The organism is Hamadaea sp. (assembly GCF_013362815.1).
GTDB lineage: Bacteria > Actinomycetota > Actinomycetes > Mycobacteriales > Micromonosporaceae > Hamadaea.
On the sequence record NZ_JABFVK010000115.1, the window covers coordinates 1 to 7201 of the forward strand.

General features: G+C 68.3%; 7 protein-coding genes. 4 read left to right on the forward strand and 3 right to left on the reverse strand.

What is annotated here, in order from left to right:
- Nucleotides 1-165 precede the first annotated feature (165 nt).
- Nucleotides 166-1344 (forward strand): glycosyltransferase family 4 protein, encoded by a 1179-nt coding sequence (locus HOV77_RS33970; protein ID WP_290870296.1) that lies wholly within the window; start codon nt 166-168, stop codon nt 1342-1344.
- On the opposite strand, the gene HOV77_RS33975 is transcribed toward HOV77_RS33970, so the two are convergent.
- From HOV77_RS33975 to HOV77_RS33985, 3 genes are read right to left on the reverse strand one after another with little or no spacing between them, the layout of a single operon-like run.
- Nucleotides 1332-2009, reverse strand: coding sequence for a CDP-alcohol phosphatidyltransferase family protein (locus HOV77_RS33975; RefSeq protein WP_290870299.1), 678 nt, complete (start codon nt 2007-2009; stop codon nt 1332-1334). The genes HOV77_RS33970 and HOV77_RS33975 overlap by 13 nt on opposite strands.
- Entirely contained in the window at nt 1993-3063 is a 1071-nt protein-coding gene (locus tag HOV77_RS33980; protein WP_290870302.1) for an iron-containing alcohol dehydrogenase family protein, read from the reverse strand. Before HOV77_RS33980 ends, HOV77_RS33975 begins: the two co-directional genes overlap by 17 nt.
- Nucleotides 3051-3782, reverse strand: coding sequence for a phosphocholine cytidylyltransferase family protein (locus HOV77_RS33985; RefSeq protein ID WP_290870305.1), 732 nt, complete (start codon nt 3780-3782; stop codon nt 3051-3053). Before HOV77_RS33985 ends, HOV77_RS33980 begins: the two co-directional genes overlap by 13 nt.
- A gap of 235 nt (nt 3783-4017) precedes the next feature.
- Here HOV77_RS33985 and HOV77_RS33990 point away from each other — a divergent pair, with 235 nt between their 5' ends.
- From HOV77_RS33990 to corA, 3 genes are all read left to right on the forward strand, one after another.
- Nucleotides 4018-4416: a CBS domain-containing protein gene (locus HOV77_RS33990; RefSeq protein WP_290870314.1), complete on the forward strand. Its 399-nt coding sequence runs from the start codon at nt 4018-4020 to the stop codon at nt 4414-4416.
- Between the two features lie 83 nt (nt 4417-4499).
- A complete protein-coding gene (locus HOV77_RS33995; RefSeq protein ID WP_290870308.1) occupies nt 4500-5594 on the forward strand; it encodes a PLP-dependent aminotransferase family protein in 1095 nt (364 codons plus the stop codon).
- Nucleotides 5595-5907: 313 nt separating this feature from the next.
- Nucleotides 5908-7023, forward strand: a complete 1116-nt coding sequence (gene corA / locus HOV77_RS34000) for a magnesium/cobalt transporter CorA (protein WP_290870311.1) — start codon at nt 5908-5910, stop codon at nt 7021-7023.
- Nucleotides 7024-7201: the final 178 nt, after the last annotated feature.

Here is a 7201-nt window from a genome sequence, read left to right on the forward strand (position 1 = left end):
ACTGGAAAACCCCAGCCGAGGCCCTCAACGACCTACTCTTGAACCCCTACCCGAAACCCGGTGTTGCAACGACCCCTTGAACCCGAGGCTCGGAAGGGGACGTAATCCCGGATAACGCGAGCGGATCGCTTGAGAAGCGGGGTCCACCGGGTAGCGTTGCCGACCGTGAAGGTCGTCGTCGCGCACAATCGCTACCGGTCGGACGCGCCGAGCGGCGAGAACATCATGGTCGACCTGGAATCCGCCCAGCTCGCGGCGGCGGGCGTCGAGGTGGTCCGGTTCCAGCGCGATTCGGACGACATCCCCGCCCTGCCGGCCACGCAGAAGGCCTTGCTGCCGCTGTCGCCGATCTGGTCGCCGGCCTCGACCCGAGCCCTGGCCGACTTGCTGCGTCGGGAGCGGCCCGACGTCTTGCACCTGCACAACCCGTACCCTCTGCTGTCGCCCGGCGTCGTGCGGACCGCGCATCGCTTCGGCATACCGGTGGTCCAGACCGTTCACAACTATCGACAGGTATGCGCACCGGGGCTGTACTTCAGGGATGGTCACGTGTGCACCGACTGCAAGGGGAAGGCCTTCGCGTTACCGGCCATCCAGCATCGGTGCTACCGCGGTTCGGCGGCGCAGAGCGCGATCATGGCGACGACGCTGGCCGTTCACCGGGGGACCTGGCGCTCGGTCGACCGGTACATCGCACTGACCGAGAACATCGCCGCTCACCTGCGCGACTACGGCATACCGCCGGAGCGGATAGCGATCAAGCCGAACGCGGTCGAGGATCCGGGACCGCCGACTCCGCCCGGGAGCGGCGTGTTGTTCGCTGGTCGGCTCTCCACGGAGAAGGGGCTCGGCGTTCTGCTGGACGCCTGGAAGCGCAGTACGCCGGGCGCGCTCGGCAGGCTGCGGATCGCCGGAGACGGCGAGCTCCGGCCGTTGGCCGAGGCGGCCGCCGCCGAGCGGCCGGACGTCGAATACGTCGGCCCGCAGGATCGGGCGGGTGTACGCGAACTGATGCGCGCCGCCGCTCTCGTCACCGTCCCGTCGACCTGGTTCGAGCCGCTCTCGACGGTGATCATCGAGGCGCTCGCCAACGGGCGGCCGGTCCTCGGCACCGCCATGGGCGGCAGCCCGTTCCTCATCGACTCGGCGGGCTGGGTCGTCGCACCGAACGCCGACGCCCTCGCTGAGGCGCTGCCGCTCGCTGTGAAGGAAGCGGCCTCACTCGCGGCGGTGGCCCGAGAACGGTACTTGAGCACCTTCCATCCCGACGTCGTGACGAGCCGCCTCATCGAGATCTACTCGTCGGTCGTCGGTTCCCGCCCGAAGGACCGTCAGCTCGGCTGATAGGCCTTGCGGGCTGTGAAGGCGATGCTGGCCAGCAGGAATCCGCCGTTGACGATGGCGAACGCGAGAGCGAACCAGACGGCCCAGTCGGGCTCGATCGCCAGGACGAGCCCGGCGAGGAGGAAGACCGCACCCGGGTCGCGTACCAGCTTGATCACCCGGACCGGCAGCGAGCGGGACGGGACCATCGAGTCGGCGTTGGGGCCGGACTGCAGGACGCTCGTCACGAGGTTGACCATCCAGGTCCCGGCGAACGCCGTGAGCAGCCAGACCGGGGCGTCCGAGCGGGAGAACGCGACCGCCGAGATCGCCGTGACCAGGGCGATCTGCGAGGCGACGTCGCACAGGATGTCGATCCGCGCGCCGGCGGCCGAACGCTGGCCGGTGACCCGGGCGAGCTGACCGTCCGAGCAGTCGAGCACGTACGCGACCTGCCAGCCGACGAGGGCGAGCAACCGCATCCACAACGGGCAGCTGGCGCTGAACGCGACGACGAGCGTGGACACGGTCAGCCCGATCGCCAGGTTGGCCAGCGTCAGCGTGGTGGGCCGCAGGCCGAGCCGGGAAGCCGCGTACGCCGTCACCGCGCCCAGTCGTTGGCTCACCGCTTCGGAGAAGAGCCCGCCACCGCGGTTGACTTCGTAGAACTCACGAACGGACGGCATCGATATAGTCCTCCACCCGTGCCCGCAGCTCGGACTCGGCCATGGTCGTTCCCACGCCGAGGTGTTCCAGGATCGTGTACCGCTCGGGCCGGGTCTTCGGGGCGTACGCGACGACCTCGAGGAAGTCGTCCAAGGAGAGCCCGAGGTCGGCCGGGAGCCGGGGAAGCCCGTGCCGGTTCAGCACCGCCGACATCTGCGCGAACCTGGGCTTGTCGCCGCGGAGGTAGGTGCAGAAGAGCCCGCCGAGCCCCACCTGCTCGCCGTGGCTGCCGTGGCCGGGCCGCAGGATGTTCATCGCGTGCATGATCTCGTGGCAGCCGCCGCTGGCCGGCCGGGACGTGCCCGCGACCGCCATCGATAGGCCGGCCATGATCAACCCTTCGGCCAGGGTGATCAGGTAATCGTCGTCCGCGATCGAGCCGGGGTGGTTGATCAGCGCCTCGGCGCTGGACCGGGCCATCGCGACCGCCAGGCCGTCGATGGGCTCGCCCGTCTCGCGGGCGGACAGCTCCCAGTCGGCCACCGCGCTGATCTTGCAGATCACGTCGCCGATGCCGGCCTTGGTCTGGCTGTCCGAACCGGATTCCACGAAGTCGAGGTCGATGAAGACCGCCAGCGGGATGTGCACGCCGTAGGACGGCCGGGCGCCGTCGTGGTCCAGCGTGGCGGTCGGGGAGGCGATCCCGTCGTTGGCCAGGCTCGTCGCGACGGTCACCATCGGCAACCCGTAGCGGGAGGCGGCGTACTTCGTGGTGTCGATCGTCTTGCCGCCGCCGATGCCGACCACCGCGTCGACGCTGCGGTTACGCAGCTGCGCGCCCAATTCCAGGGCGGACTCCAGCGTGCCGCCCGCCACGTGCAGGATCTGCGCGTTCTTCAGGGTCGGCGCGATCAGCTCGACGATCTTCTCGCCCTGCCCGGGCCCGACCACGACCGCGACGTCGCCGCCGGCGGAGACCCGGCCGTCGGCGAGCAGCTTGCCCAGGCTGGCCACCGCGCCCCGCCGGACGTCGATGGTCAGCGGCGCCTGGACCGAGCGGGTCAGTAGCGGCATGCGATCTCCCGCGCCCGGCCGAGGTCGTCGTGGTTGTCGACCTCGACCCACTCGACCCGGCCGATCGGCGCTCCGGTGATGAGGCCGCCGCGGTCGGCGTACTCCTGGTAGCCGTCCTCGTAGTAGAGGTTGGGGTCGCGTTCCCAGGTCGTCTTGAGCGCGTCGGCGAGGTCGGCCGCCACCTCCGGCTGGATCCGGGTCAGCCCGATGTACTCACCGTGCGCGGTGGCCGGGTCCATCAGCTTCGTGATCCGCTTGAGCCGTCCCTCCGGCGAGAAGATCACCTTCATCTCCTCGTCGGCCAGCTTCTTCTGGTCGTCGACCGCCAGGGTGATGCCGTTCGCGGGCGCGGCGAGCAGAGTCTTCTCGACGCTCTGCGGGTGAACGGTGTCGCCGTTGACCAGGAGCGCCCCGCGCGCGAAGTGGTCGCGAGCCAGCCAGAGCGAGTACGCGTTGTTCCACTCCTCGGCCCGGTCGTTGTGGACGAGGCTGAGCGTGATCCCGTACTTCTCCTCCAGCGCTGCCTGCCGGGAGACGACTGCCTCGGCTCGGTAGCCGATCACGGCGGTGATCTCGGTGAGCCCCACGGCGGCCAGGTTGGCCAGCGCAATGTCGAAGATCGTCGTCTCGCCGTCGACCGGTACCAGCGTCTTCGGCACGGTGTCGGTATAGGGGCGCAGACGGCGCCCGGCGCCGGCCGCCAGGACGAGCCCGATCATGGGGAACCTCCAGCTGAAATGCGGGGTCCGGGGCCACCCCCGGGTGCAGCCCGACCAGCTTAGTGGACGCGTGTACAGACGCAGTTCACCTGTCGGTCACCCTTGACCGGCGAAGCGGTCACCCCACCCGGGTGACCCGATGACATATGTCAAGTCTTGAGTGTTGGCCTCATCGCGGCGAGGATGTCCATACGGTTCGTTTCAGTGAGGTGACGACCGAAGGGCGGCGTTGATGATGTTTGTCCGAGATGCGATGACCAAGCCGATTCTCGTTGTCGGCCCGGAACACACGCTCCGCCAGGCTGCGCAGCTCATGGCGGCCCGCCGAGTGGGGTCGGCGATCGTCATGGACCCGGATGGTGCCGGCGTCGGCATCCTGACCGAGCGCGACCTCTTGTACGCCATCGGAGCCGGCAAAGATCCGGACGTCGAGGTGACAAACGGGCATATCACCTGGGAAGTCGTCTACGCCCGGCCGGACTGGTCCCTGGAAGAGGCCGCGATGGCGATGTCTCGCGGCGGTTTCCGGCACCTGGTCGTGCTCGATGAGGACGAGGTTCTCGGCATCATCTCCGTGCGCGACATCATGCGGGTCTGGGCGCAGCGCCGGGCCGAAGCGGCCGCGTCGGTCTGATCGACGGCCGTCCGCAGCTCACCATTCGGGAGCCCGGTAAGTCGCGCGCGTACGCGGCCGGCCCATCGGTACGCTGAGCAGCTATGTCCCCTGCGCAGCTCATCTCGTTCGCTCGTGGTGCCCCGTCGCTCGACATCGTCGACATCGACGGACTGAAGGCCGCGGCCGTTCGTGCGTTCGACGCCGACCCGGCCGGGGTGACCGCCTACGGCAACAGCCTCGGCTACCAGCCGCTCCGCGAGTGGATCGCGGCCAAGCACGGCGTACCGGTCGATCAGGTGATGATCACCAACGGGTCGCTCCAGGCCGACGCCTTCCTGTTCGAGCACCTGGTCAAGCCGGGCGACCACGTCGTGGTGGAGAAGCCGACCTACGACCGGACCCTGCTCAACCTCCGCAATCGGGGCGCGGTCGTCCACCAGGTCACGCTGGAGCCGGACGGCATCTCGGTGACGGAGCTGCGCGGGCTCCTCGAGGCGGGCGTACGCCCGAAGCTCGCGCACATCATCCCGAACTATCAGAACCCGGCCGGGGTGACTCTGTCGGCGGAGAAGCGGCATGCGCTGGTGGCGCTGGCCCAGGAGTTCGACTTCGTGATCTTCGAGGACGACCCGTACGCCGACATTCGCTTCCGGGGCGAGGCGCTGCCCCAGATGATCTCCCTCGACTCCGACGGCGTGGTCGTGCACGCCTGCTCGTTCACGAAGACGGTCTGCCCGGGCGTCCGGGTCGGCTACCTCATCGGGCCGAGCCGGATCATCGACGGGATCGCCAAGACGGCGACCAACACCTACATCTCCGCAGGTCAGGTCGCGCAGGGCATCGTTCACCAGTTCTGCGTCTCCGGCGACATCGACCGGTCGATCGCGACGGTGAGCCAAGCCCTGGGCGAGCGATCCAAGCTGCTCGCCGAGTCGCTACGTACGCGGATTCCGGGGATCAGGTTCACCGAGCCGGACGGCGGCTACTTCCTCTGGGTCGAGCTGCCCGACGACGTCCACGTGGACAAGCTCCTGCCCGAGGCCGCCACTCGCGGCGTCGCGGTGGTCAAGGGCTCGGACTTCCTGCTGGAGGGCGGCGAGCACGCGCTTCGGCTCGCCTTCTCGGCGGTCACAGTGGACGAGATCGACGAAGGCGTACGCCGGTTGGCCGAAGCGATCGAGGCAGTCCGCGGCTGAACCCCCGCCCTTTTCGCGTTGATCATGAACCTATGGTCCGGGTCTGACCCAGACCCGGACCATAGGTTCATGATCAACGCGTGAGGGATCCTCGGAGTAGGGCCAAAGTCGGATAACCGACCGATAACAAGGCGGTGCCCCGGCCTTCCGCTGGGGCGCCGATCGGGCTCAGAATGCTGCCGAGCCTCATTCCCCCGAGCGCGCCGGGCGGGTCGCCTGCCCCCACCCCCCGAACGCGGACGATCCGCCCGGCGCCCTCGGATTCGGCATGGCGCGTAGCCTTGATGGCCGAACGGCTATGGGAGGAGGCGTCATGGCGGATCGGGTTGGCAGCGGCGAAACCAAGGGACTTCGCGTCTGGACGGCTCCCGTCCGGGCCGTCACGCGCATGTGGGGCGGCACGTTCGACGAGAGCCTGCCGGAGGAGCCCGGTCGCAGCGGCATTGTGGACTGCGCCGTCTACGTCGACGGCGTACGCCGACCGGGCCAGATCGACTATCGCGCGGCACTCGAAGAAGCCCGCGCCAAGCCCGACGCCTTCGTCTGGCTCGGCCTGAACGCGCCGCGCGCCGAGGAGATGGAAGGCATCGCGGAGGCCTTCGGGCTGCACGAGCTCGCCGTCGACGACGTGGTCAAAGCCGGCCAGCGGCCCAAACTGGAGCGCTACGAGGACTTCACCTTCCTGGTGCTGCGGTCGGCTCGGTACATCCCGCACGAGACGCTGAGCGAGCACGCCGAGGTCGTCGAGACGGGTCAGGTCATGCTCCTCATCGGCGACCACTTCGTGATCACGGTCCGTCACGGCAACGCGTGCACCCTCCGCGACGTACGCAGGAACCTGGAGGAGCGGCCGGAACTGTTGCGGCTTGGCACCTGGGCCGTCGCGTACGCCGTCACGGACCACGTCGTGGATCTCTACGTCGAGGCGGCCGAGCGGCTCGAGGACGACCTGGACGTCGTCGAGGAGAAGGTGTTCTCCCGCGAGGGCACCGCCCAGGTGCAGCAGATCTACCAGCTCAAGCGAGAGATGGTGGAGTTCAAGCGGGCGGTCCTGCCGTTGCAGCGCCCGATCATGGCGCTCGTGAGCGAGACGTCCGAGGTGGACAAGGAACTGCGCCGCTACTTCCGCGACGTCCAGGATCACCTGACCCGGACGGTCGAGCAGATCGCCGGCTTCGACGACCTCCTGAACTCGATCCTGCAGGCCCGGCTGGCCCAGGTCTCGGTCGAGCAGAACAACGACATGCGCAAGATCGCGTCGTGGGCCGGTATCGCGGCGTTCTGGACGGCGGTCGCCGGGATCTACGGCATGAACTTCGACAAGATGCCCGAACTGCATTGGCAGTACGGCTATCCGATCATCTTCGCCGTGATGGTGGGCGGATCGCTGTTCCTCTACCGGCTGTTCCGCCGCTCCGGCTGGCTATAGCCCTCCGCCAAAGCTGTCGCCTCAGACAAAGGCGCTGGATCAGGGTTCACGGTCGAATCTTGAAGCGAGTTCGACTCAGATCCCTGATCCAGCGCTCAAAGCGTCCAGCGCTCAAAGCGTCCAGCGCTCAAAGCGTCCAGCGCTCAAAGCGTCCAGCGCTCAAAGCGTCCAGCGCTCA